This is a genomic window from Candidatus Rokuibacteriota bacterium (genome assembly GCA_030647435.1).
Classification (GTDB): Bacteria; Methylomirabilota; Methylomirabilia; order Rokubacteriales; family CSP1-6; genus AR37.
In genome coordinates this window covers 1-23,428 of sequence record JAUSJX010000156.1, presented here as the reverse complement: position 1 = coordinate 23,428, position 23,428 = coordinate 1, and the positions used below count along the sequence as shown (strand labels likewise).

The 23,428-nt window shown below is 66.8% G+C and carries 23 protein-coding genes and 4 pseudogenes; 15 read left to right on the top strand and 12 right to left on the bottom strand.

What is annotated here, in order from left to right:
- Positions 1-21: 21 nt before the first annotated feature.
- Complete coding sequence (locus tag Q7W02_27330) at positions 22-2,601, top strand: peroxidase family protein (GenBank protein ID MDO8479840.1); 2,580 nt, start codon at positions 22-24, stop codon at positions 2,599-2,601.
- Between the two features lie 11 nt (positions 2,602-2,612).
- Here the strand turns inward: Q7W02_27330 and Q7W02_27325 are convergent, their stop codons facing one another.
- From Q7W02_27325 to Q7W02_27285, 9 genes and pseudogenes are all read right to left on the bottom strand, one after another.
- The gene (locus Q7W02_27325) at positions 2,613-3,848 is read right to left on the bottom strand and encodes an MFS transporter (GenBank protein MDO8479839.1); all 1,236 of its coding nucleotides are present in this window, start codon (positions 3,846-3,848) and stop codon (positions 2,613-2,615) included.
- Positions 3,849-3,918: 70 nt separating this feature from the next.
- Complete coding sequence (locus Q7W02_27320; protein ID MDO8479838.1) at positions 3,919-5,493, bottom strand: hypothetical protein; 1,575 nt, start codon at positions 5,491-5,493, stop codon at positions 3,919-3,921.
- Positions 5,494-6,016: 523 nt separating this feature from the next.
- Positions 6,017-6,994, bottom strand: coding sequence for an ABC transporter substrate-binding protein (locus tag Q7W02_27315; protein MDO8479837.1), 978 nt, complete (start codon positions 6,992-6,994; stop codon positions 6,017-6,019).
- A gap of 152 nt (positions 6,995-7,146) precedes the next feature.
- On the bottom strand, positions 7,147-7,629 hold the full coding sequence (locus Q7W02_27310; protein MDO8479836.1) for a VOC family protein: 483 nt from the start codon (positions 7,627-7,629) through the stop codon (positions 7,147-7,149).
- Positions 7,630-7,731: 102 nt separating this feature from the next.
- Entirely contained in the window at positions 7,732-8,181 is a 450-nt protein-coding gene (locus Q7W02_27305; GenBank protein MDO8479835.1) for an NUDIX domain-containing protein, read from the bottom strand.
- A 115-nt stretch (positions 8,182-8,296) separates the two neighbouring features.
- Positions 8,297-9,085: a methyltransferase domain-containing protein gene (locus Q7W02_27300; GenBank protein ID MDO8479834.1), complete on the bottom strand. Its 789-nt coding sequence runs from the start codon at positions 9,083-9,085 to the stop codon at positions 8,297-8,299.
- A gap of 121 nt (positions 9,086-9,206) precedes the next feature.
- Positions 9,207-9,707, bottom strand: a complete 501-nt coding sequence (locus Q7W02_27295; protein ID MDO8479833.1) for a protein tyrosine phosphatase — start codon at positions 9,705-9,707, stop codon at positions 9,207-9,209.
- Between the two features lie 221 nt (positions 9,708-9,928).
- A complete protein-coding gene (locus tag Q7W02_27290) occupies positions 9,929-11,002 on the bottom strand; it encodes an integron integrase (GenBank protein MDO8479832.1) in 1,074 nt (357 codons plus the stop codon).
- A 132-nt stretch (positions 11,003-11,134) separates the two neighbouring features.
- Positions 11,135-11,620: pseudogene (locus Q7W02_27285) on the bottom strand (isochorismatase family cysteine hydrolase).
- A 133-nt stretch (positions 11,621-11,753) separates the two neighbouring features.
- Between Q7W02_27285 and Q7W02_27280 the strand changes: the two are divergent.
- A complete protein-coding gene (locus Q7W02_27280; protein ID MDO8479831.1) occupies positions 11,754-12,578 on the top strand; it encodes a class II aldolase/adducin family protein in 825 nt (274 codons plus the stop codon).
- Positions 12,579-12,602: 24 nt separating this feature from the next.
- Here the strand turns inward: Q7W02_27280 and Q7W02_27275 are convergent, their stop codons facing one another.
- Positions 12,603-13,565 (bottom strand): lyase, encoded by a 963-nt coding sequence (locus Q7W02_27275; GenBank protein MDO8479830.1) that lies wholly within the window; start codon positions 13,563-13,565, stop codon positions 12,603-12,605.
- A 74-nt stretch (positions 13,566-13,639) separates the two neighbouring features.
- Positions 13,640-14,644, bottom strand: coding sequence for an LLM class flavin-dependent oxidoreductase (locus tag Q7W02_27270; GenBank protein MDO8479829.1), 1,005 nt, complete (start codon positions 14,642-14,644; stop codon positions 13,640-13,642).
- 245 nt (positions 14,645-14,889) lie between these two features.
- Between Q7W02_27270 and Q7W02_27265 the strand changes: the two genes are divergently transcribed.
- The 10 genes and pseudogenes from Q7W02_27265 to Q7W02_27220 all read left to right on the top strand — a co-directional run bounded on the left by Q7W02_27265 (position 14,890) and on the right by Q7W02_27220 (position 21,525).
- Complete coding sequence (locus tag Q7W02_27265; GenBank protein ID MDO8479828.1) at positions 14,890-15,477, top strand: Uma2 family endonuclease; 588 nt, start codon at positions 14,890-14,892, stop codon at positions 15,475-15,477.
- A gap of 215 nt (positions 15,478-15,692) precedes the next feature.
- Positions 15,693-15,866, top strand: a pseudogene (locus Q7W02_27260) (histidine phosphatase family protein).
- A pseudogene (gene pgi / locus Q7W02_27255) lies at positions 15,863-16,078 on the top strand (glucose-6-phosphate isomerase). Before Q7W02_27260 ends, pgi begins: the two co-directional pseudogenes overlap by 4 nt.
- A 10-nt stretch (positions 16,079-16,088) precedes the next feature.
- A complete protein-coding gene (gene gnd / locus Q7W02_27250) occupies positions 16,089-17,108 on the top strand; it encodes a decarboxylating 6-phosphogluconate dehydrogenase (protein MDO8479827.1) in 1,020 nt (339 codons plus the stop codon).
- A 7-nt stretch (positions 17,109-17,115) separates the two neighbouring features.
- A complete protein-coding gene (gene pgl / locus Q7W02_27245; protein MDO8479826.1) occupies positions 17,116-17,796 on the top strand; it encodes a 6-phosphogluconolactonase in 681 nt (226 codons plus the stop codon).
- A gap of 18 nt (positions 17,797-17,814) precedes the next feature.
- Complete coding sequence (locus Q7W02_27240; protein MDO8479825.1) at positions 17,815-17,964, top strand: hypothetical protein; 150 nt, start codon at positions 17,815-17,817, stop codon at positions 17,962-17,964.
- Positions 17,965-17,966: 2 nt separating this feature from the next.
- Complete coding sequence (locus tag Q7W02_27235) at positions 17,967-18,422, top strand: RpiB/LacA/LacB family sugar-phosphate isomerase (protein MDO8479824.1); 456 nt, start codon at positions 17,967-17,969, stop codon at positions 18,420-18,422.
- Between the two features lie 244 nt (positions 18,423-18,666).
- Positions 18,667-18,864: a hypothetical protein gene (locus Q7W02_27230; protein ID MDO8479823.1), complete on the top strand. Its 198-nt coding sequence runs from the start codon at positions 18,667-18,669 to the stop codon at positions 18,862-18,864.
- A gap of 372 nt (positions 18,865-19,236) precedes the next feature.
- Positions 19,237-19,629, top strand: a complete 393-nt coding sequence (locus Q7W02_27225) for a helix-turn-helix domain-containing protein (protein MDO8479822.1) — start codon at positions 19,237-19,239, stop codon at positions 19,627-19,629.
- A 126-nt stretch (positions 19,630-19,755) separates the two neighbouring features.
- Entirely contained in the window at positions 19,756-21,525 is a 1,770-nt protein-coding gene (locus Q7W02_27220; protein MDO8479821.1) for an ATP-binding protein, read from the top strand.
- Here the strand turns inward: Q7W02_27220 and Q7W02_27215 are convergent.
- Positions 21,491-21,904, bottom strand: a complete 414-nt coding sequence (locus tag Q7W02_27215) for a hypothetical protein (protein MDO8479820.1) — start codon at positions 21,902-21,904, stop codon at positions 21,491-21,493. The two genes, Q7W02_27220 and Q7W02_27215, sit on opposite strands and share 35 nt — an antisense overlap.
- A gap of 245 nt (positions 21,905-22,149) precedes the next feature.
- Here Q7W02_27215 and Q7W02_27210 point away from each other — a divergent pair, with 245 nt between their 5' ends.
- From Q7W02_27210 to Q7W02_27200, 3 genes and pseudogenes are all read left to right on the top strand, one after another.
- Positions 22,150-22,443 (top strand): DUF1778 domain-containing protein, encoded by a 294-nt coding sequence (locus tag Q7W02_27210; protein ID MDO8479819.1) that lies wholly within the window; start codon positions 22,150-22,152, stop codon positions 22,441-22,443.
- Positions 22,440-22,943 (top strand): annotated as a pseudogene (locus tag Q7W02_27205) (GNAT family N-acetyltransferase). The gene Q7W02_27210 and the pseudogene Q7W02_27205 overlap by 4 nt, the downstream one beginning before the upstream one ends.
- A gap of 93 nt (positions 22,944-23,036) precedes the next feature.
- The gene (locus tag Q7W02_27200; protein ID MDO8479818.1) at positions 23,037-23,348 is read left to right on the top strand and encodes a glycine/sarcosine/betaine reductase selenoprotein B family protein; all 312 of its coding nucleotides are present in this window, start codon (positions 23,037-23,039) and stop codon (positions 23,346-23,348) included.
- Positions 23,349-23,428 lie beyond the last annotated feature (80 nt).

Below are 23,428 nucleotides of genomic sequence, written 5' to 3'. Positions count from 1 at the left end.
GACGAGAAAAGGGTGAGGCAAATGACTGCCAGCGCCGCATGTCCAATCAACTCGAGGTTTGCCAGGGTAGGCATTCTGTCTCTGCTGCTGATTGCCCTCGCCCACATCGGCGCAGAGGATGCGGCCTGGTACGCGACGCGCGCCGGGTGGACACCCGTCCACACGCTGACCTACTATCGCGTGATTTTCACCATCTGGGCCACCGCGATCCTTCTCACGCCCGCGCTGTGTTTCTTCATCCTCTTCAAGCCCGGGGCGGTTGAAAGTCATTGGCGGGCGTTCTGGACATTCTCCTACGTCGCCTTCTTGTCACACCTCTACTGGACGGTCATCGCGACCTTCCACGGAAACTTCCGTGAGATCTTTCACAGTCAATCCTGGCTCATCCCGAAGCCGAACCCGGAGCGAATCGTAGACCAACCGTGGCCCGACCTTGTCTTGACCCTGTGGTGGGGTCTCGACATCGCGCTGCTGTGGCTCGTACGAGGAGACATCAGATGGATCCGCCTGCAGAGAGGGGCGGTGCACCTGGTGGCGTTCACGATGTTCGTCGGCGCGCTGATGGCGCCGAAGGCCAGTCGCGTCGCGCATATCCTGGGAATGGTCATGGCCACCACGGTCGTCTCGACCTACATGGCCCGCCTCGTATTCAGGCAGCCCGATCCGAAGTCGCTCGGCGTGTTCCTGTACGTGACGCTCTATCGGATCGTCAACCGCCTTGTCATCTGGCGCAGGCTGGTCTGGCACAGGATGCCGCTCCTGCTGGCCATCGGCAACCTGGATGCGCTTCGCGAGGTCCTGCGGGCGAAGAACCTCCACAATACGTCGGACATTCCTGTGTCGCGGCCCGAGGGACTGCGGCCGGACACGCCGTACAACCCGGCGTACCTGTACTCGAGAGAGCCCGACGGGATGTACAACGACCTGGCGAAGGCGGGGATGGGGAGCGCCAGCCTGAATCCCCGGAACCCGTCGGACACGTCCGACTTCATGCAGAGCAGCCCCGGAGCCCGCTTCGGCCGGAACATTCCGCTGAGCGAGGTGGATCCCAGGCGTGCCCCGCCTCTGCTGGAGCCCAATCCGTGGGAGGTAAGCAACGCGCTTCTCTCCAGACCGCCCGGCCGCTTCGTGCCGGCGACGAGCCTGAACCTTCTTGCGGCGGCATGGATCCAGTTCCAGGTTCACGACTGGTTCAATCACGGCACTCCCATCAAGGGGAACGAGATCGAGGTTCCGACCAGGCCGGGAGACCCGCGCGGGTGCCCGATGCGGATACGCCGCACCCGGCCCGATCCCACGCGCGTGGAGAACGACGGCAACGGCCCTACGACGTTCGTGAATGCCGAGTCGCACTGGTGGGACGGGTCGCAGATCTACGGCAGCAGCGACGAGGCCGTCGCCCGCTGCCGGGCGGGCAAGGACGGCAAGCTCGATCTGGGTCCTGACGGGCTTCTCGTGATGGAGCAGAACGGATTGGAGAAGACGGGGCTGTCGGCCAACTGGTGGCTCGGACTCAGCCTGATGCACAACCTGTTCGCGAAGGAGCACAACGCGATCTGCGATCATCTCAAGCTGGAGTATCCCGGCTGGGACGACGACCAGCTCTATCGGACCGCCCGCCTGGTCAACGTGGCGCTGATGGCGAAGATCCACACGGTGGAGTGGACGCCGGCCATCCTCGGCCACCCGGCGCTGCAGGTCGGGATGAAGGGAAACTGGTGGGGCTTCGCGTCGGAGAGGATCAAGAAGGCCTTTCGTCGCATCAGCGAGAGCGAGCTGGTCAGCGGCATCCCCGGGTCGGTGACCGACCACCACGGCGCGGACTACTGCCTGACGGAAGAGTTCGTCTCGGTCTACCGCATGCATGCCCTCATGCCCGACAGCGTGGACGTGCATGCCGTCGCAAACGGGGAAAAACTGAAGACGTTCATTCTGGGCTCTGAGACGGATCGCGACCCTCTGGACGTGGTCGGCCCATTCGCCCGGACCCGGGCGCTGGCAGGCGGCGCCGGGATGGCGGATCTCTTCTACTCCTTCGGCATCGCCAACCCGGGCGCCCTGGTTCTCCACAACTACCCGGAGTGGATGCGCCGCCTCCAGAGGCGGAACAACGACGGCTCGCCCGATGAGGTCATCGACCTCGCCGCGATCGACATACTCAGAGATCGCGAGAGAGGCGTGCCTCGCTACAACCGCTTCCGGGAGCTCTTCCACATGCGCCGCGTCAAGTCCTTCGAGGAGCTGACGAGCAATCCCGAGTGGGCGAAGGAGATCAAGAAGGCCTATGGAGACGTAGACAACGTGGACCTGATGGTCGGCATGTACGCCGAGACGCCGCCGCTCGGATTTGGCATCAGCGACACGGCGTTTCGGGTGTTCATCCTGATGGCCTCGCGACGGTTGAAGAGCGACCGGTTCTTCACGACGGACTATACGCCGGAGATCTACAGTCGGGCCGGGCTGGACTGGGTCGAGAACAACGGCATGCGGACCGTGCTGTTGCGGCACTATCCGGTTCTGGCGGCGGCGCTTTATCACGTCCAGAATCCGTTTTCCCCTTGGAGACGCGTGGAAAAAATACCTGAAGTCGTAGCTGCCTGACCGGCGCGGCGCTAGGTCTCCGCGCGCCGTCTCCAGGCCGGCGCGCCCCGAAGCGTCCACCAGCCGAGCAGGAGTGCGACTCCCAGGAGCCCGGCCGTGCCGTTCACGAGCAGCGCCCGGCCCACGCCCCAGTGCTCGGAGATGCTGCCCACGATGAAGGCGCCGAACGGGAAGGCGCCGCCCCACACGAGGGTGTAGAGGCTCATCACCCGGCCGCGGAGCTCGTCGGGCGCGGCGAGCTGCATGGCGGTGTTGCAGCTCGCCACCAGCACGAGCCCGAACAGGCCCGTGAAGAAGAGCAGCGCCGCGGCGAGCCTGAAGCCGCGCGCGGCTGAGAGCGCGATGAGCGCGCCGCATGCGAGCGCCGCCGCCCCGAACAGCACGGCTACCGGTGGACGGCGCGCCCCCAATGCGCCGACGGTGAGGGCGCCTGTGACCGCGCCCACTCCCAGGCAGGCCATGAGGAGTCCGAAGCCCTCGGCGCCCAGGTGCAGCACCGTGCGGACCACCAGCGGCACGTAGACCGTGAAGTTGAAGACGCAGATGCTGACGATGAAGAGGAGTCCCAACGTCAGCCGGATCTCAGGCGTGCGGAAGGCATACCGGAGCCCGGCGCGGACGTCGTCCAGGACGCCTCCGCCGGACCGCTCCCGCGGCGCTCCCTGGGTGCGCAGCCCGAGCAGCATGATCACCGCCACGGCGAAGCCGAGCCCGTTGATGAGGAAGGCCGGGGTGACGCCGAATTGCGCGATCAGGAGCCCGCCGAGCCCGGGCCCGACGATCCGCGCGGCGTTGAACGAAGCCGAGTTGAGCGCGACGGCGCTCGCGACATCGGCGCGCCCGACGATCTCGGCCACGAGCGACTGCCGGGCGGGCTGGTCGAGCACGTTGACGAGCCCCGAGCAGAACGCCAGCACGGCGACGTGCCAGTACTCGACGTGACCCGATGCCACGAGCGCCCCGAGCCCGAGGGCCTGGCAGCCCAGGGCCGTCTGTGTGCCGATGAGCAGCCGCCGCTTGCGCACGCGGTCCGCGAGCGCGCCCGACGCAATGGAGAAGAGCAGGATCGGCGCGAACTGGAGCGAGCCGATCAGTCCGAGCTTGAACGGCGAGGGCGTGAGCTGGAGGACCAGCCACAACTGGGCAACCGTCTGCATCCACGTGCCCGTCTGCGCCACGAGCTGGGCCCAGAAGAAGCGGCGAAAGTCGGCGTGGTGGAACGCGCGGAGCCCGATGGGGAGCGTCATGGCCGGCGCCTAGCATAGCGTGGGTCCCGCGCAGCGGGGCCCACGATCGCGCCCGACTACCCGGGAACTACTACCGGGGGGCGAGAGCGAACGCTTCGGCGAACCTGCGGTACGCCTCCATGTGGTCGCCGTATTTCCGGTGGCCGGCGGTGTGCTTGGCGGAGGCGAGCAGCAGGCGGTCGCGGTCCCGCGCCGTCGTGTGCGCGTAATCCTCGAGCAGGCAGGAGCCAAGCTCCTGGTTGTGGGGATCGTTGCCCGTCTTGGCGGCGCCCGTGGCGAGGGTGTCGATGAGCGCCGCGCGGTCGAAGGCGGCGTGGAGGTAGGCGGCGGTCCAGTTGACGGCCTCGTACGGCCGGAGCCCCGTGAGGGCGTCGTCGAGTCGCTCGAGCAGCTGGTGCTGGGGCATCGTCTCGGCGCCGCGGGGCATCTCGATCTTGACCGGGCCGTTCTCAGGCGTATGGCGCTGCCAATGGGCGGCGCGGCAGACGAAGGCGGCCGCGACGAACAGCAGCTTGAGCCGGTGCGGATGCTCGAAGTTGTCGAAGAACCAGCGCACGGTGTTGCTGTACTCGTAGCTGTGCTGGGACATGGAGTAGTTGTTCGGATTCCCCGTCTCGAGAATGAGCTGCGCCGAGGCGAGCTGGATCGTGTCGATGATCTGGCGCAGCCCGGCGCCCGCCTTCAACAGTGCAACGATGAGATCGATGTACGCGGGCTCCTCGCCGCTCAGCAGCGCCTCCACGAGGGCGAGGGACTCGACCGCGGTCAAGGCGTTGTCGTTGCCGAGGAGCTCGCGATCCCGGCCGTCCAGGAAGTTCTGCACGACGAGGCAGCCCATCTCGTAGGTCGAATACCAGCGGGGGCCGACCGCGATGTCCGGCACGCCCGCATAGAGAATGCTCCGCGCGTTCTCCCAGCCGACCGCCCGGGCGAGCTGGACCGTGGCGCGGGCGCGGTACGACTTGTGGCCCGTCGTGTACGAGCGGTTGTGCAGCACCCTGTCCTGCACGTCGATGAGCCCGGCGAACACCAGCTGGGCCAAGAGCTGGCCGCGCAGAGCGCCGTCGCCCTTTGCCTCCTCCCACAGGCCGAGAAAGACGCGATACGCGTTCACCACCTCGCCGCGCTGGACGAGCGTCAGCCAGGCGTTGAGCTTCTCCGGGAAGGCGCCGTCGATGGTGAGCGGCTCCTGCTCGGCCCAGTGCCTCTCGGGCAGGGGCGGCTTGCCCTCGAACTTCAGCTCGTAGAGCCGGACGTAGTGGCCGGGCATCTTGCCGAGGAGCTGGTTCCAGGGATCCAGTCCCGTCGGGATGTACCAGATGGTCTGAGCCAGCGGCAGGTAGGCCAGCTCGGGCCGGAGGAGCGCCATCAGGTCCGTGCTCGCCCGCGAGCTGAGGAGGCAGTGGTCGTTGTTCACGAAGCGGGGGACGCCGCCGTCGAGGCGCTGGTGGTACGGCACATGCGTGTACGGCGCGTGGATCCGGACGATCTCGCCCAAGAGCTCTGGCAGGGGACGCCCCGCGCGGACCAGGTCGTAGAAGATGTCGCTGGCGCCGACCTGGTCGCGCTCGAGGATCTTCTCTTCGAGCCGGGCATAGGAGTCGGTCATTTCTGGGCGGACGGTGCGACCGGTGGCAATAGCCATACGGAGTCTCCCTTGGACACGCGGCGACTGCTGGGCCTCGGTGGCGAGACTGTGTCACGCGGCCCGGCGGGTGTCAAATTGGAGTAGGCTTCGGTTGGGCCCGGCTCCGCGCGCCGGGCGAGGAAAAGGGACTCCCGTGCCGGTCCACGCGACATCCAGATCTCGAGCCATCGGCGGAGGCGCGGCCCCGGTATCGGCGCAATCTTCGATCGCGTTATGAGGCCACGACCCTTGCCCCTAGAGCGAAGCAGGCGCCGCGACGGACACCTCTACGGTGGTACCCAACCCACGGATATCAGCATGACCAACCGTCGCTGTTACAGGCTCCGCCTCTTCCGATGGCTCGAGCACCTTCCATGAAGGCACCAAGACGAACGGCACCCGCGATCCGAGGGTCATCGTGACTCTTGACAGTGGAAGTCATATTAACGGCGCGGTCAGCGGCCGGAGGGTGAGCAACGCGAGCGCCCGGTCCGCTGAACCGCAGGGTTACCCACCTTCCCAAATCCGTTCATGTCTGCCATCACTCGATGACGTAATCTGCACGGAGCAGGAGCGAGGGTGGAATGGTGAGCCCGAGCGCCTTTGCCGTCCGGACATTGACTACCAGCTCGAACTGCGTCGGTTCCTGGATCGGGAGATCGCCTGGCTTCGCACCCTGCAGGATCCTGTGCACGTAGGTGGCGGCACGACGATACAGATCTGAGATACTCGGCCCGTACGCGATGAGGGCGCCCGCCTCCACGAATTCCCGCCAGTTGAAGATCGCCGGTATCTGATGTTTCGAGACGAAGTCGAGAATGAGCGTGCGCTGACTGAACGTGAGCGGTTCCCCGAGCGTGATCATGGCCTGGGGCCGTCCGCTCTTGATCACCGCGAACGCTTTCGCGAAATCCTCGGGGCCGCGCACCTCCACGGAGTGAAGTTGCAGACCCATCTTCCGCGCGGGCGCGTCCATCTGCTGCCATTCCACCACCTTGTCGGGAACAGACGGATTCCAGAGAACTGCAACCCGAGTGAGGCGAGGAACGACTTCCGTGAGAAGCTGGAGTCGCTTCCCGGCGAGATCCGACCCCAACGCGGTGAGGCCGGTGATGTTCCCGCCTGGGCGCGCCAAGCTCGCCGCGACGCCCGACCTTACCGGGTCACCGCCGACGGCGAAGACGATCGGAATGGTCGTAGTCACTTGCCTGGCCGCCTGCACGCCCTGCGGATTCGGAGCGAAGATGATGTCGACGTTGAGCCGAACTAGCTCGCTGGCGAATTCCGGAAACCGGCGAGGGTCACCCGAACGGTACTCGATGAGGATGTTTTTCCCCTCGGTGTAGCCGAGTTCGCTCAGCCCCTGCAGAAAGGCTTTATGCTGCACATCCGTCGGTGGCGGGGTGCGCAGAACGCCGATCTTCGGCAGACTCTTTGCCGGCTGCGCGTTGGCACCCGGCGGTGCGAAAAGAACGCCGAGCGTGATGGCGATAGTGAATACGAACCTTGCCTGGACCATCTTGTTTCCTTTCGCGCGAACACCTCGGGCGGCGATCTCTGTGTTACTCCCACCTACTATTGAGCGGGGCGGTGGCAATGGTCAGGTTCAGCCGCGTTGCGGAGCGCAGCGGAGCAACGTCGGCTGGAACCTGTTGTTGGGCGGCGCACTTGCTAAATGAGACCTACTTTGCTCAGCGGGTTCTCGAAATGTTCCAGCTTCTCCCAGTTATCACAAATGATATTGCGCATTCGCGTTCGGCTTACTATCTCTAGCTCAATTTCATCAGGGTCTTTGAGATAGACCGCATAGTAATCGGCTCCATATTCTGGATAGAAGCGAGGCTCACTGACTTCTATGCCTAGCTTTCGGAGACCTTGAGCAGCCTTATCTATAGCCTTCATATCTGCGACCTGAAAGCACAAATGATGTAAACCTGGCACAAGCGGGTCGTGTGCTGCCGCATCCGATTTTGCTGGCCGCAAAGTGTATTGTAGAGCACGATTGAAGTAATGGACATGGGGTTGTCCGCCAACAGGGTCCGTGCCCTTGCGAAACCCTAACAGCTTCATCACGCCATCGTAGAAAGCGGTAGACCGCGCCAAGTCCGAGACGGCAATATAAATGTGGTCAATACCTAGAACTTCAAGTGTCATCAGCATGCCTATTCATATGCGTCGGAGTGTAAGCCGCCCAACGCTGGCGGTCAGCGGCCGGAGGGCGAGCAACGCGAGCCCCCGGTCCGCTGGACTGCCGGGTTAGACCGGATCGACTTCCCAACCGAACTCTTGGAACCATACCCCGTTCCTGAAGTTTTCAATGCCTGTGCGCACGTAGGGAATCGTGTCCTCCGGAAGGCTCGCCAGCTTGGCCCACACGAGCTCCGAGCATTTCCCGGGCTCGCGGTTGCACGGTTCTTCGCCCTCACCTTCGAGCCGATATGCCAGAAAGAAGTCGACACGTTCCTCCCGGGACTTGCGATGCATCACGCCCACTACGCGGAGCCGTTCGGGAGACAGCGTCAGGCCTACTTCCTCGCGGGTCTCCCGAAGCGCCGCTTGAGTGACAGGCTCGCCAGGTTCGATATGACCAGCTACAACGCTCAGCTTGCCGTCCTCGAAGCCGGTATCACAGCGGCGCAGCAGAAGAACCTCCTCTTCTCGAAGGAGGAAGACGTGGACAGCGACTGGGAATCTCGGATGGGGCATACTCGCCTCGGTCTGGTCGGTCTAACGCCACGTTGAGCGGCCGCGGCGAGCGAAGGCGAGCCAGCGGTCCGCTCGAATGTGAAGTTCGGCGCCCTGCCGACGGCGCGGTTGCCAGCTATCGCTCGCCGGCACCGAAGAAGGCATCCGCTTCCATCTCTAGACATCCGTCCACGAAGAACGGTTCCATGCGCTTGCGCACAGTATCTCGGACTGTCCGCCGAACCGGAACCGGGAGTCTCATGTACAGTTGCCCGTGGCGTCCGCCTCCCGCGTCAAACGGCTGCCAGTATTCGTCAAACGACGTGAACCGATGGACGCGAGTTTCCCGCGTCACACGAACGGCTTTCAGGCCCGCTCCCGAGAGTAATCGCTCGAGGATTTCCACATCGGCCAATGCGGAGGGTTGATAAAGCACGTCACGCTGGTCAGGGAGCTGGCGACTGAGTTCGTCCATTAGGATTCCGAAAAGAGGTACGCGGTCGGGAGTGGCCCAGACGCAGACCGCGAGATGGCCGTGCGAGCGAAGAACGCGCGTCCACTCTTGGAGCGCTCTGACAGCGTCGGGCAGAAACATGAGGCCGAGCTGGCACACCACCGCGTCGAAACTCTCGTCTTTGAAAGCTAGCGCCTGCGCATCCATCTGCAGGAACGCTATCGGCCGCTCGGCCATTTTCGCCGCGGCCACGCTGAGCATCGGCCGCGACACGTCAATCCCAACGACCGTTCCGCCTGCACCGACGCGAGATGCGGCGAGAATTGCGGCTTCCCCGGTGCCCGTCGCTACGTCAAGAACCCGGTGACCAACAGCGATGCCGGCCTGAGCGAGCAAAGTTGGGATGTACAGCCGGGACCATCGTCCTGACAGCAAATCGTAGGAGGCCGCGCCGGCATCGTATGAGATCATGCGGATGCTCTCCAACGTCGTTGGTTGAGCGCTGCTCCAACCGTGGTCATGTCCGCCGAACGCCAGCGCTCAGCGGCCGGAGGCCGAGCAACGCGAGCCCCCGGTCCGTTGGAGCGCGAAGTTAGGTTGAGCCCATGATAGTTTCGCAATGGCTCTCGACCCACTCCAGTTGCCCTGGCGCGTCTGGCACAATCATGCCCCGTGCCGCGGAGATTCGCGCAAAGGCCTCACGTACGGTGAAACCTGCGTGTAACAAGACACTCGCCGCCATCATCCCAGATCGTCCGATGCCGGCACGGCAGTGGAAGACCAATCCGGAGCCCTGGGTGATCCGCGTGTGCGCCCATTTACTGAACTCTGACACGGCCTGCGCATCGCATGGGAGCCCGCGATCTTTGATCGGAAAGCTGAGGAACTCAAGGCCTGCCGTTTCGCAGGCCGCTTTTTCATCAGCGAGGCCAAGCTCACGGACTTCGGATTCCTCCAAGAGTGAGACAACAACGCGAACATCCAGCTGGGCTAACGCCCCAAACACTTCGTGGAGCGGCGCATCGACGCCAGGCCTCGCCATGACCCCCAGATAGCCCTTGCCGAGTTCTGCGACTCGAAAGACTTCCGGCATACGAAGTTTCACAACCTAACGCTCAGTATCTTGAACTGCGATATCTGACTGCGTAGTTCTGTATAGCACGACGAACGAGCCCGGCCGAGCTCCGTCGGCACCCGCGTTTCCGCGAACTTGCAGGGCACGCCTTCGTTCCCGTGCCGTGATACACCGCGAGGCGCTGCTAGATATCACCTGGGCCTCCGCGGCCAGCCCGATGTGTTTCCCGGCCGCTGAGGTCATGACAGGAACATCCGGTCGGCGGGGCTGCGGACCCCGGCCGGTCCTCGGTTGAGAACGTGGGTGTAGATCATCGTGGTGCTGACGTCTGAGTGGCCGAGCAGTTCCTGCACTGTGCGGATGTCGTGGCTCTCTTCCAGCAGGTGGGTGGCAAACGAATGACGGAAGGTGTGGCATGTGGCCTGCTTGGCAATCCCGGCGCCGCGGGCGGCATCCTTCACGGCCCGCTGGAGAACGGATTCATGGGGGTGGTGACGGCGGCGCTGGGCGGTGAGACGCTCCACGTAGAAGCGCGTGGCTGGGAAAACCCATTGCCACCCCCACTCCCGGCCGGCGTTCGGGTACTTGCGCGTCAGGGCGTTGGGCAGCTCGACCCAGCCGGCGCCGTGGCGGAGGTCGGCTTGGTGTTGCTCGCGCGCGCGCTCGAGGTGGGCGATCAGCGCGGCCTTGACCGCCGCCGGCAGCATCGTCACTCGATCCTTGCGCCCCTTGCCGTCGCGGATGACGATCTGGTTCGTCGCGAAGTCGATGTCCTTCACGCGCAGGTGACAGCATTCCAGCAAGCGAAGTCCCGCACCGTACAGTAGGAGGGCCATGAGGCGTGACACGCCGTCGAGCCGCTGGAGGACGGCGCGCACCTCGTCACGCGTCAGGACGACGGGCAGATGCTGGGGCCGCTTGGCCCGGACGACGTCGTCGAGCCATGGGAGCTCGACGCCGAGCACCTCGCGATAGAGGAAGAGCAAGGCGCTCAAGGCCTGGTTCTGGGTGGAGACCGCGACGTTGTCGTGAACGGCGAGAGAGGTCAGGAACGCGGTGACCTCGGGGGCGCCCATCTCAGCCGGGTGGCGCTTGCCGTGGAAGAAGATGTACCGCTTGATCCAATGGACGTACGCCTTCTCGGTGCGACGGCTGTAGTGTCTGGCGCGGATGGCCTCGCGGACCTGGTCGAGAAGTCGCGGCTTCGGGGCGCCGGCCGGACCGGTTTCACGGACGGCGAGCGGCGCCGTGAAGGCACCTGCGGACAGGATGGGATAGGAGATCTGATTGTTCGACCGAATGGCGATAGCCATGCTGGCAACGCTCCCTTGTGTTCGTGCGCCCCGAACATAGCCGAGTGGGTCGGAGTCCGCAAGGCGTATCCGACGGGTGACGCGCTACTCCAGGTCCAGCGGGTTGCGGGCGAACATCTCCTCCGGTTTGACACAGACCTCCGTGGTCACCCCGCAGACCACGAGCTGCCTGATGCCGCGGTTCCTCAGGATGCCGTCGAGGTCGGTCGCGAAGAAGGCGCCCTTGCCGGGTTTGTCCACGACCGGCTCGCCCGGCTCGGGATAGAGCTCCTTGACGATGTCGTGGCCTTCCTCGCCGCGCACGAGGATGCGCCCCATCGGCCCGGGATCGCCGATGCCGGCCGTGAGACGGCCGCGCGCTTTCTTGGCGGGCGGGCAGTCGCTCAGGTCGGGCCGGTGGCCTTCGCGCGTGTGGATGACCATGAGCCCGCGGGCGCGGGCGGCCTTGAGGACGCGCTCGGCCGGCGGCACCGCGCGCCGGAGGAGGGACACGTCGTTGCCCAGCGCCTCGCCGAAGCCGCCCGGGTCCACGAAGTCGCGCTGGAAGTCGATCATGACGAGCGCGGTCGTCTTGGGATCGAACTCGAACTCATAGGGTTCCGCGTTGACGGCTGCCATGGCAATATCCCTCCCGGAGGCTTGGGGTCGCCTCACTGCGTGACGGTGTCCCCGTCGGCAGCGGCAGGATAGACTAGGACCATTCGCGCGGCAAGCGCACTGGCACCGGAGCCACCAGACAAGGAGGCAGGCCGTGGATCTTCTCACTCGACGTCATGTCCTGATCGGAAGCGGCCTCGCTCTTGGCGTTCTCGCGCGCGGGCGACTGGCAGGTGCGCAGGCCGCGCCGGCCACGGCCGGTCCGGCCGACCCGAAGCTGATCGAAGACCTCGTGGCGGCCAACCGCATCCTGGTGGACCAGGGCGTGGTGGACGGCTACGGCCACGTGAGCGTGCGGCACGACAGGGCGGCCGACCGCTACCTGATGTCGCGCTCGATCGCGCCCGAGCTCGTCACCGCGACGGACATCATGGAGTACGATCTCGACAGCGTGCCCGTGGACCCGCGCGGCCGGGCGACGTACCTCGAGCGCTTCATCCACGGCGAGATCTACCGCGTGCGCCCCGACGTGCGCGCCATCGTCCACAACCACTCGCCGTCGGTCATTCCCTTCGGCGTGACGGGCGCCCAGTTGCGCCCGCTCTATCACATGAGTGCGTTCCTGTGGCCCGGCGTGCCGGTCTTCGAGATCCGGAGCGCGGGCGGCCCCGGGACCGACATGCTGATCCGGAACCCCGCGCTGGGGCAGGCCCTCGCGCGCACGCTCGGCGCGGGGCCCGTCGCCCTCATGCGCGGTCACGGCGCAGTCGTCGTCGCCGGCAACCTGCCCGAGGCGGTTTTCCGAAGCGTCTACACGGAGGTCAACGCGCGGCTCCAGGCGCTGGCGATGGCGCTGGGCGGCCCCGTCACTTACCTCGACCCCGAGGAGGCCAAAAAGGCGCAGGCTTCCCTCGCCGGAACGATTCCCCGGCCGTGGGAGCTCTGGAAGCGCAAAGCCCTCGCCGCCGGCGCCAAATAACCGATCGCGCCGGGGCGGCCCGCGCTACTTCAGGCGGTAGACCACCAGCCGGTTGTTTCCCGACTCCGGCGCCCACACTTCACCCGGGCGGCCGAGGATCTGGCGCACGTTGGCGCCGCTCTTGTCGCTCGGGAAGACCTCGAACTTCTCCGTTGCGGGATCGAAGCGGACCATGGCGTTGGCGCCCCAGTCGCTCAGCCACACCATGTCCCGGTCGTCCACGTAGACGGCGTAGGCGCGAGGCTTGTCGCCGGGAAGCCTCCAGGTCTTCCAGGCGCCGGTGCGCGGGTCGTACCGGCTCACGTTGCCGCTGTTCCACTCGCTGACCCAGATGAGCCCCTTCGAGTCGGACCACACGCGCCGCGCGCCCTGGTTCTTCGTCGGCGGCTCGAGGACAGTGGCGGCCCCCGTCTCGGGATCGAGGCGCGCGATGTGGCTGCCCGCGAGCGAGGCGTAGTACACCACGCCATCGGGCGTCGCCGCGATGCCGTAGGGCCCGCGGCCCTGCGGCGCGTCCCAGACCTGCATGGCGCCGGTCTTGGGATCGAGCCGGCCGTAGATCCCGTTCTGGCCGGTGAACCAGATGCGGCCGCGGTTGTCGAAGGCGGCCGTGTTGAGGTTGACGTAGCCGCGCGCCGCGGGGAGCGACCAGCTCTTGACCTCGCGGGTCTTGGGATCCACGCGCACGATGGCGTTGTGGCCGCCCTCGGTCACCCACGGGGCGCCGTCGGGCCCGACGATGACGCCGTGGGGGGCCGCGCCCGCGCCGAGCGAGACCAGCTCGACCTTGCCCGTCACGGGGTCGAGGCGGCCGAGCTTGCCGTCGCGCTGGGCCGTGTACCACACGATGCCGTCACTGCCGACGGCGACGTCGTGCGGGAACCCACCACCCGAGGGCAGGGCATAGGCCTGCACGGCGACTTGTGCCCGCGCATGGGACGGCGCGCAGGCAAGGACGACGAGGAACGCGAACAGTACGCGGAGCATGGTCACCTCCCCTTGCCGGCTCGGGCAAGGATGCCAGTATAGACCTCGTGACAGTGTGCGGCGACGGGTCGCGCTCAGCGGAGGTGAGGGAAAACCTGTTCGCCCAGGAGCCTGATGGTTCGGAGGACCTGGGCCTGCGCCATGCCGGGCCACTGGACGCGGACGATGATGGCCGTGACGCCGAGCGTGTCGCGATAACGGGCGATCTCTTCTCTGACGCGGGCGGGATCGCCCAGCAGGAAGCGGTCGCGCGCGAGCGCCTCGAAGTCCGACGCGAAGGTCTCGCCGGCCGGAAGTGCCTTGTCCTGCTCCCACTGCCGGTAGGCCTCGTACTTGGGCCCGAGGAAGGACCGCGCCTCGGAGACGGCCGTCGCCGTGTCCGGGGCGACATAGCATTCCTTGATGAGCGGGATCTCCGTCGCCGGCGGTTTGCCGAGCGTCTTCCGGGTCTCGCGGAACAGGGCCAGCTGGCGCTGGAGCGTCGGCAGGGTCGTGTGCGGGTTCATGAGCCACGCGTCGCCGAGCCGAGCGGCCCGCTTGACGCCGCCGTCGGCATTGGCCGCCATCCAGATCGGCGGGCGCGGCCGCTGGAGCGGCGGCATGGAGAGGCGGACGTCTTTGAGGTTGAAGTGTCGCCCTGAATAACTCACGGGCTCGCCCGTCCAGAGCCGCTCGATGATCTCGAGCCCCTCGACGAGGCGGCCGACCCGCTGCGTCGGATCCTGCCCCACGGCCTGGTTCTCGACGTCGCGGTAGCCGAGCCCGACGCCGAAGATGAAGCGGCCGCCGCAGATGACGTCGAGCGTGGCGATCTGCTCGGCGATCTCGACGGGATGATGCAGGGGGAGGAGCAGGACTCCGGTGCCGAGTGACATTCGGCCGGCTTCGGCCGCGACCCTCGCGAGGACAGGTATCGGCTGGAAGTAGGTGAAGGGGGCGGAGAGGTAGTGCTGGCTGGCCCAAACGGAATCGAAGCCGACGGCCGACGCCAACCGCACCTGCTCGAGGTGCTCCTGGAAGCGGCCGGCCTGCGAGTCATCCGGCGAGTGCTGGACTGACAGCCCGAGGCCAAACTTCATCTTTCCCCTTTGATCTGCACTGACCGGGCCGAGAAACGCATCCGCCGGTGGTTATCCCAGCGGCGCATATTAGCCCAAGTGGGCGAATTACGGTAGTTGTCTAGGGGCCCCTGGCCCGGGGTCCCGCCGTCCGGCGCCCCAGCCTTTGGGCTCGTTCATCCGCGCTCTACTGCACCCCGCAGGTGGACGAGGTGTCTCGATCTTGGGACATTGACGGACCTGTCCGCGGTCGCTAAGCTCACGGCATGGATTCCCTGGAGGTCAAGACCCGCCGCTGGAAGCGCGTCGAGTACGAGCGCTTGATCGAGTCGGGCTTCTTCCAGCCGGGCGATCCTGTCGAGCTGGTCGGCGGGCAGCTCATCGTCGCGGAGCCGCAGGGCAGCGGCCACTTCGCGGCCATCAGGGCCGTGGAGGAGGCGCTGCGGACGGCGTTCGGTGTGGGCTGGGATGTGCGCGCGCAGGGCCCGGTGGCCCTCGACGAGGAGTCCGAGCCGGAGCCGGACGTGGCCGTGGTGCCGGGCGGCTTCCGCGACTACGTGGCCGCGCACCCTTCGCGGCCCGTTCTCGTCGTCGAGGTCAGCGAGTCGAGCCTGGCTCTGGATCGCCACCACAAGGGCAGCCTCTACGCCCGAGCCGGCCTCGACGACTACTGGATCGTGAATCTCGTGGATCGCGTCCTCGAGGTGTATCGCCATCCGGGTCCTGACCCGGCCGCGTCATTCGGCTGGCGATACTCGCCCGCGGAGGTGTTCGGGCGCAAGGCTTCGGTCTCGCCGCTCGCGCTGCCGGGCGCCCACATTCGCGTCGCCAACCTGCTCCCTGAGCCTTCCTGAGGCCCTCGAAGGAGCGCCCGAGTAGTCTTTCGCTCGGGCAAGTCCCTCCCCGCGATGACCTTGTGGTCGGCACTCGTCAACTGCTCCGGCCCGAGCTTGATGGTCAGCTTGGCGACCCTGCCGGTGAAGCGGAACGGCACCCGGTAGTTACGGATGAGCGAAGGAGAATCGCGGACCCTGCCGCTCGACCGTTCGGACTATAGTTTTAGACCGTCATGGGCGAACTACTTCCTCTACTTTGCCTGGCCGGGCACGGCGAAACCGCCTGGAGCCTCTCGGGCCGGCACACGGGACTGACCGATCTGCCGCTGACCGAGCGCGGCGAGCGCAACGGGCGCAGGCTCGGGGAGCGGCTTGACGGGCTGACGTTCGCCAGGATCTTTACCTCGGCAAGCTCGTCGCGCTCCACGAGCACAGCTTCTTCACCCAGGGCGCGATCTGGGGCATCGATTCCTTCGACCAGTGGGGCGGCGAGCTGGGCAAGGTACTGACCCAGCGCATCATCCCGGAGCCCGAGGGCAAGGCAGAGCCCAGGCTCGCCCATGACAGCTCGACGAACAACCTGATCCGCCGCTACAGGAAGCTCAAGGGCACCCTCTAAGGAGGACGTGATGCAGCTCGGAATGATCGGACTCGGGCGGATGGGCGCGAACATGGTGCGGCGGCTCATCAAAGGAGGCCACCAGTGCGTGGTCTTCGACCTCTCGCCGAAGGCGGTGGAGGAGCTGGTGAAGGAGAAGGCTGTCGGGGCATCCTCGTTCGCTGAGTTCGTCAAGAACCTCCAGAAGCCGCGGGCGGTCTGGCTGATGGTTCCGGCGGCTGTCGTGGACAAGACCATCGCCGAGCTGCTGCCGTCTCTCGAGCGCGGCGACATCCTGATCGACGGCGGCAATTCCTACTACATCGACGACATCCGGCGCGGGAAGGAGCTCGGGCCGAGAGGCATCCACTACGTGGACGTGGGGACCAGCGGCGGCGTCTGGGGCCTCGAGCGCGGGTACTGCATGATGATCGGGGGCGAGGCGGAGGTGGTCAAGCGCCTCGATCCGATTTTCGCCAGGCTGGCTCCCGGCGCGGGCGACATCGCGCGCACCCCGGGGCGTGAGAAGACCGGCGGCACGGCCGAGCAAGGGTATCTCCACTGCGGGCCGAACGGCGCCGGCCACTTCGTCAAGATGGTGCACAACGGGATCGAGTACGGGATCATGGCCGCCTACGCCGAGGGCCTGGGTGTCCTGCGCGCCGCCAACGTCGGCAAGCAGGCCCATGCGGCCGACGCGGAGACGACGCCACTGCGTGACCCCGATCACTACCAGTACGACCTCAACCTGCCCGAGATCACTGAGGTGTGGCGGCGCGGCAGCGTGATCGCCTCGTGGCTGCTGGATCTGACGGCGAGCGCCCTGATCAAGGACCCAACCTTGGCGAACTTTGCCGGACGGGTGTCGGACTCGGGTGAGGGACGGTGGACGATCAAGGCCGCCATCGACGAAGCCGTGCCGGCCCACGTCCTGACGGCGGCGCTGTACGAGCGCTTCAGCTCGCGCGGCGAGGCGGACTTCGCCGACAGGCTGCTCTCGGCCATGCGCTACGAGTTCGGCGGACACATCGAGAAGCCGGCCGGCATCTGAGATGGAGATGAAGGTGCTCGCGGACGCGGATGCGGTCGCGCGGGAGGCCGCCTCGATCATCGCCGCGGACGCTCGGGCCGCCGTCGCCGCGCGCGGCCGATTCATCGTGGCCGTCAGCGGCGGCCACACCCCGTGGCGGATGCTGCGCGCCCTGGCCGGCGAAGACCTGCCGTGGAAGGGCGTGCATGTGGTGCAGGTGGACGAGCGCGTGGCCCCCGCCGGAGACCCTGACCGCAACCTCACTCACCTGCGCGGGAGCCTGCTCGAGCGTGCCCCGCTGCCTGCAGAGCACATCCATGCCATGCCGGTGGAATCGTCCGACCTCGAGGCCGCGGCCGCGCAGTACGCTCGGACCCTCCAGGAGATCGCGGGCTCGCCGCCGGTGCTCGACCTCGCGCATCTGGGACTGGGGCCCGACGGCCACACCGCCTCCCTGGTCCCCGGAGACCCGGTTCTCATGGTCGCCGGGGAAGACGTCGCGCTGACCGAGGTGTATCAGGGGCGGCGCCGGATGACGCTGACGTATCCCATGCTGAACCGGTCCCGCCGCATCCTGTGGGTGGTGACCGGGAGCGAGAAGGTTGGTATGCTTGCGCGCCTGCGCGTCGGCGACCGGTCGATTCCGGCCGGCCGGGTGCGCCGGGACCAGGCCCTGGTGCTCGCCGACCGCGCGGCGGCAGGGCCCTGAAAGATCGGAGGAACGGCGATGCCCAAGGACGATGCGCTGCCCGAGTGGCTCGCCGTCGCCGTCGCCGTCGCCGTCTTCGTGGTGCTGCTCCGCACCCGCGTTTCTGGTCCCGTGCGGCGCGCTGGTGAGCCTGTTCGCGTTCAGGGCTCACTGAGCCGGAAGACATGAACATGCGAGTGGGGATCGCCACCGATCACGGCGGATTCGGCCTGAAGGAGGAGATCGTCGCCCGGCTCCGCGCGGCGGGGCACGAGGTCGTCGATTTCGGCGCCCATGGCTTGAATTCCGGCGACGACTATCCCGACTTCGTCATCCCGCTCGCCCGGGCCGTGGCGGCGGGGACGGTGGAGCGCGGCGTGGCGATCTGCGGCAGCGGCGTCGGCGCGGCCGTCTGCGCCAACAAGGTTCCGGGTGTTCGCGCAGGGCTGATCCAGGACCACTTCTCGGCCCGCCAGGGCGTCGAGGACGATCACATGAACGTCCTCTGCATGGGTGGGCGGGTCGTGGGGCCGGAGGTCGCCTGGGACCTCGTCCAGACGTTCCTCGCGGCCGAGTTCAGCCAGGCCGAGCGGCACCTGCGCCGCCTGGGCAAGGTGGCTGCCCTCGAAGCAGCGCACAGGAAATAGAAAGCAGGATCGGGTCTCCCCGGCCAACCCTAGGATGAGCCGGCTGTGGGCAGCGCGAGGGGCAGCGCGCTGAGCGCGATGGGGAGGGGGGCCCGCGCGATGGCGTGCGGCCCGCGGGATCCGCCGGGGCGGCGGGGCGGGGGCAGGGAGCGGGCAGAGGGGTGCAGCGGGGCAGCGCCGAAGGCGGGAGCGGGGCCGGGCGAGGGGGCGGGGCCGCGGCGAGGAACGGCAGGGGCCGCCGCCCGTGACGTGCGGGCAGCGGGCGCGGGTGGGGGGCGGGGCCTGGCGGCTCGAGGGCGCGGGCGAGGGGGGCGAGGAGGGCCTGGGCGGCGAGGGGATCCTGCACGGCAGGAACACGACGGCCAAGAACACCATCAGCGCGGAGATGACGATGCCCATACGGAAGATCCGTCGGTCCACGAACTGGACGATGTTGAGATAGGCCTGGGGCGCGAGGAGATCCTGGACCCCCAGGATGAGCGGCGTGGCGAAATCGGGAAAGGTCCAGATGAAGACCAGGAGCGCGCCCGCGACGTAGCCCGGCCCGTAGCTGGCAAACCCCACTTGACTCCGGACCGGGCGCGACTCTAGAGTTCGGCTGCTAGCGAGCAACTGCCCCCCCGACCGTCCCCAGCACGGAGGGATTTCCGAGCATGGCTCTGCGCGGGTCGCTCGCTTTGGATCGCCCGCTCGTCCTCGGCGTGATTCTAGCCGCCATGGCGGCGATGGGCGGGTGCACCCCCAAGGTTCCAGTTTACGGTCTCACGGGCTCCCTTACAAAATCATCGTCCAGGCGCCCGGTATGGCCTGGAGGATGAAGGCCGATGTGCTGCGAAAAGAGTTTGATCGATGCGGGCCCCTTAATAAGTTAGTGTTGCACTACCTGCATACCTTGATAGTGGGTTTGTCGCAGTCGGGCGCCTGCAACCGGTTTCACACCATACGGCAACGCTTCTGTCGCTGGGTGCTGACGTCCCAGGATCGCGCGCGATCCAGCGAGATCCAGTCCACTCAGGAATTCCTGTCGCAGATGCTGGGAGTAAATCGCGGCAGCGCCAGTCAAGCGGCCAGCGCCTTGCAAAGGGCAGGGCTGATCAGCTACCGGCGTGGCCGGATCACCATCCTCGATCGCGCGGGTTTGGCAGCGGCAGCCTGTGAGTGCTACCGCATTGTTAAAGGCGAGTTCGATCGCCCCTTTCGCGCCTAGCACCCGTCTTACCCCGCCTCCCGTGTCCCGCAGGTAGCTCCCTTCTCTCCGCCCAGTCCCGCTGACCATCCTATGTCGGGTATCCGACAGACATTCGGGGTCTCGTACACATACAGTATCGGCATGATGAGCCGACGGGCGAAGGTCGTGCCGGAGGAGCGCTTGCAGTTCGAGACGCTCCTTTCAGAGCTCTCGGCAGGGTTGATCCACCTCGCGGCCGCCGACGTCGACGCGGCGATCGAGCGCGGGCTTCAGCGGGTCGTCACGTTCCTGGGGGTGGATCGAGGCCAACTCGACGAATACGTCGGAAGCGAGCCGGTCGTCCGTATCGTCTGGGCGCGTCCGGGCCTCGAGGACATGCCGCGCCTCATGGACGACGACCAGTTCCCCTGGACGGCGGAGACCCTGCGGCGCGGACAGGTCGTCCGTTTTTCCCGGATCGACGAGCTTCCGGCGGCGGCGGCGCTCGATCGGGCCAACCTTCAGCGCGCGGGCACGCGCTCGAAGATCTGCCTCCCTCTGCGCTCCAGCGGTCCCATGCTCGGCGTACTCTCCTTCGGCGCCATTCGTGCCGAACGCGCCTGGCCGGATGATCTGGTGGAGCGGCTCCGCCTCCTGAGCGAGGCCTTCTCCAACGCGCTGGAGCGGAAGCGGATGGAACTCTCGCTCGCGGAGCGCCTGCGCTTCGAGAGGCTGCTGTCCTCCCTGTCCGCGGCGTTCAGCCACCTGTCGGCTGCCGATTTCGATCGGGAGGTCCAGCGCGGGCTTCGCCAGGTCGTCGACTTCCTGGGCGTCGATCGCGGCAGCTTGATCGAGTTCTCCCGGGACGGCATCACTGCGCGTTCGTGGGCGATCGAGGAATGGATGGACGTGGGCGAGTTCCCGTGGATGACGGCCCGACTGCGAAGGGGCGACGTCGTCCGCTTTGCGCAGCTCGAAGAGCTTCCGGACGAGGCGGCCGTGGACCGGCGGAGCTACCTCAGCAACCGCGTCAAGCCCCAGGTCGCGGTGCCTCTGCTGGTGGGCGGCATCGTCGTGGGAGGGCTCGTGTTCGGCACCGTCGGCGCCGAGCGCGCGAGGTCGGACGAGCTGATCGAGCAGCTGCACCTCCTCGGAGAAGTCTTTGCCAACGCATTGTCACGTAAGCAGGGGGAGCTCGAGGCGCAGCGGCTCCGCCAGGACCTGACGCACATCGGCCGGGTGTCGGCCCTCGGCGAGCTCACCGCGTCGCTGGCCCACGAGCTGAACCAGCCGCTGACCGCGATCCTCAACAACGCGCAGACGGCCCAACGCCTGCTCGCCGCCGCCGCCGCCCCGAATCTCGAAGAGGTGCGCGAGATCCTGCACGACATCGTGACGGACGACAGGCGGGCCACCGAGGTGATCGGCCGGCTGCGTGCCCTGGTCAAGAAGGGCGACCCCGAATTCGTACCCCTCGACCTCAACGAGCTCATCAGAGAAGTGGCGAGGCTGATGCGGAGCGACGCGATCAGGCGTGGCATGTCGCTGAGCCTCGAGCTCGCCGCCGATTTGCCGACCGTGCGAGGCGACCGGGTCCAGCTGCAGCAGGTGGTGCTGAACCTGGTGCTCAACGGCCTGGACGCCATGCACGAGCCCGGCGCGGGTGAACGGACCCTCGTCATTCGGACGGCCAGGGACGGCGCGGACGCCGTCGCGGTCTCGGTGCAGGACGCGGGGATCGGGATCGACGAGAAGAACGTGGACCAGCTGTTCCACGCGCTCTTCACGACCAAGACCGAGGGGCTTGGCATGGGCCTGGCCATCGCGCGCACCATCGTCGCCGCGCACGGGGGCCGGCTGAGCGCTGCGAACAACGGGACCGCCGGGGCCACGTTCCAGTTCAGCTTGCCGGTGAGCCGCGAGGGCGCGCGATGACCGTGCGGAAGAGCCTTCCAGCCGGGAGATCAGCGCGGCGACAGGTTTCCACGAAAGCTGCCACGTCTTCTGCCCAGGACGTCTTGTCGAAGTCCGCCGCCAAGAACCAACAAGTCTCGTCGGTCAGCAGAGGGTAGACGCCAACGATGTGACGGCCCTGGAGGTGATCGAGGATCACCTGGTTCTCGACGGGCAGGAATGCCTGATGTGGACACTCGCCGCACTTCACCCGGGGCTTCTCGCGGATGCCGCGGACCCACTCGTTCGCACAGGCGGGCGCATAGCCGTAGCGTCCCGTCCTGGCGTTGGTCCAGAGTCGGGGGTAGATGTCGTCGCGGCCGCGGAAGCGGGCGACCTTCTCCGCGGAGGTGCCCGGCACGGGCGTCCTCGAGCTCTCCCCCCAGGCGGCCGATTTTCGCTTCCTCGCGCGCGATCGCGTCGCGAATCGACTCCTCGGATGGCGGCATGGTTACCTCGGCAGAATCGTCTAAGCCTTCCGCGGGTGATTCTAGCGAAAGGCCATGGTCACCGAGCGAGCGAGGAAGGCGAAGGGCAAGAGGGTGTCGTGTATTGCCAATGTCTACACGCTGGTGTATCCGGATTGTAGATACAGGAGGAGGAGCCATGCCTGGCACAAGGATGAAAGAACGTCAGCCCCGCGACGTGACGATCAACCTGCGCGCCAATCAAAGGCAACGCGCGCTGATCGACCGCGCGGCGGAGACACTCGGCAAGAATCGCTCGGATTTCACGCTCGAAGCCGTGTGCCGCGAAGCGGACGCGGTGCTCCTCGATCGGCGCTTCTTCGTTGTGGATGAGAAGGCGTACCGGAGCTTTACCGCGGCGCTCGACAAACCTCCCGCGGAGAGTCCCAAGCTGCTCCGTTTGCTGAGATCCAAAGCGCCCTGGAAGCGATGACCCCCGGCGCGGAGAGGACGAGCGCCCCGGAACACCTCAGACCGGATCATGAGCTGGCGGCCTTCGATTCAGGCGTTCCCGTCCTCGACGATTGGCTGTAGCGACGCGCTCTCGTCAACGAAGAGCTGGGCGGGTCCCGCGCCTATGTGGTGACCGCGGGTGGTCGAGTTGTTGATTACTACGCACTTGCGACTGGCGGTGTCGCGCAGGCAGGCGTGACCGGTCGAGTGCGGCGGAACATGCCGGACCCCGTGCCCGTGATGGTGTCAGGCCGCCCGGCGGTGGACCGGGCGTATCAGGGCCGTGGCCTGGGCGAGGGCCTACTGCGCGACGCGGTTCTCCGGACTCTGCAAGCGGCCCAGCTCGGCGGAATCCGCGCGATCCTCGTGCACGCGATCTCCGAGGAGGCGGAGCGCTTCTATGAGCGCCACGGCTTTGTCGCGTCCCCGATCGATCCGATGGCGCTGATGATCACGGTCGCCGATGCGGAGAACACCCTGAGGAGCAGCGGCTGGAGGCGCGTGTCCGGACAGACTGATCCCGTAGAATGGCGAGAGTCTCGTAAGGAGCCGGAGATCCGCAGGAGGAACGCCATGAGCGGTCCGCTTCGCGTCGTGCACTACGTGAACCAGTTCTTCGGTGGCATCGGCGGCGAGGACCAGGCGCACGTCGGCGTGACGGTGAGGGCCGGCGCGGTGGGCCCGGGCCGCGTCCTCGAGACGGCGCTGGGGGACGGCGCGCGCGTCGAGGCCACCATCATCTGTGGCGACAACTTCGCCCACGAGCGCGCGGAGGACGTCGCGCCCGCTGTTGCGGCGCGCACAGGAAATAGAAAGCAGGATCTGGTCTCCCCGGTCAACCCTCGGGTGAGCGGGCTGTGGGCAGCGCGAGGGGCAGCGCGCTGAGCGCGACGGGGAGGGGGGCCCGAGCGATGGCGTGCGGCCCGCGGGATCCGCCGGGGCGGCGGGGCGGGGGCAGGGAGCGG